Origin of the sequence: Pseudomonas fuscovaginae SE-1 (assembly GCF_000364705.1) — a bacterium.
Taxonomy (GTDB): domain Bacteria; phylum Pseudomonadota; class Gammaproteobacteria; order Pseudomonadales; family Pseudomonadaceae; genus Aquipseudomonas; species Aquipseudomonas fuscovaginae_A.
In genome coordinates this window covers 1-1,555 of sequence record NZ_AQOH01000380.1, presented here as the reverse complement: position 1 = coordinate 1,555, position 1,555 = coordinate 1, and the positions used below count along the sequence as shown (strand labels likewise).

Here is a 1,555-nt window from a genome sequence, read left to right as displayed (position 1 = left end):
TGGCGGCAGGGCGCGCAGGGCCTGCTTCAGTTGCGCGCCCTGGCCGACGTGGGTAAAGCCCAGCGCCGCGCGTTCGGCATCCGGCAGGGCGTGCAGCACGCTGGCGTACAGGTCGTCCGGGCCGTGCAGCTCCTGGCCGAGCGCGTCGTAGGCCTCGTACTGCTCGCCACGCCGGACCAGCACCTTGCGGATCGGCGCCGCCTCGGGCCCTAGGCTGTCGAGCAGCGGGCCGCTGAAGGCGTGGTCGCGGACCTCCAGGCGGACCTGGCTCGACCAGCCCGGCAGGCGCCGGAGCATCGACAGTCCGATGCGGTACACCTCGGCCTGGCTGACCGAGTCGAGGTAGAGCGTCTCGTACTGGCGCGCCAACCGGACGTTGCGCAGGTAGTGCCGGGCTTCACGGGCCAGGCGCGGTGGCAGGCGGCCGGCTTCGAGCCGGGAACGCTCCAGGGTATTGGCGCCGCGGGCCAGCTCCTGCGCGATGCGGTCGGGCAGGCCGGGAAAGTTCTGCTTCACCACGGCCGCCCCCGGTTCGCCACGGCTGGTGGCCGTGCGGTAGCGGTAGTGCGATTCGAACAGGTCGCCGCGCCGCTTCACCGCATCGCCGGCCAGGCGCCGGCGCAGTGAGGCGACCCGGCTCGACAGGCTGCTGGCGGCCTGGCCGAACTCCTCGCGCAGCAGGCTGCGGACCTCGCTTTCGTCGAGCTTGCCCAGCACCTGCTGGAGCAGGCCGTCGGCATCCAGGTCGGGCCAGCGCACCTCGATCCGGGTCACCTGGGAGGCGATGCTGGCCGGGTATTCCTGAATCGTGCGCCCCGAACCGTTGAGCAGCCTGAGGACCTTGGTGCGTGGCCAGACCGGGTCGGTGGTCAGCAGTTGCAGTTCCATGTGCAGTTCGTCGAGGCTGCCGCTGGAACTGCCACCGGTTTGCAGGCGTTGCACCAGGCGGCCCAGGTCCTGGTCGAGGGCGAAGCGCGTGATCGTGTCGCTGAGCAGCGCCGGAGGGTGCTCGAGGTTATGGTGGGTGGCGCGCAGCACGTCGGCGTCGATGCCGCTGATGTGCCGGATGCGTTGCGCGGTGTGGGCGTCGAGGCGCGCGGCTTCACCGCCGAGGCGGCGGAACAGGCGTTCATCGGCCCAGGCCAGCGGCTCGTCGAGCTCGTGTTTCCAGGCGCCGGCGTCGTTGCTGCGAAACGCCGGGGCGTAGGGGTTGAGCAGTTTGTCGGCCTGGGCATGCAGGGCGCGGTAGCGCCCCGGACCATCGGGCTGCAGGCGGTAGTAGCGGTCTTCCAGCAGCAGGTAGCGCTCATCCAGGTAGTCGTGCAGGCCGAGTTCATCGGGTTGGCTGCGCGCTGGCAGGGCGGGCTGATGCTGGTAGGGGGCGAGGTCGGGTTTCCAGAGGCGGGTCACGCCTTCGCGGACGCTGACCGGGATCAGCCCGTCGATGAAGGCCGAGGTGTCGACGTGCGGCAGGACCACGCCGGCACCGCCAATGAAAGCCAGGTTCATCGCCACGCCGACCAGGTGGGCCCAGGCCTGGCGGGTTTCGCCGGCT

The 1,555-nt window shown here is 70.9% G+C and carries 1 pseudogene; it reads right to left on the bottom strand.

Annotated elements, in window-relative coordinates:
- Positions 1–1,555: pseudogene (locus K675_RS31630) on the bottom strand (DUF6543 domain-containing protein); the annotation flags it as partial.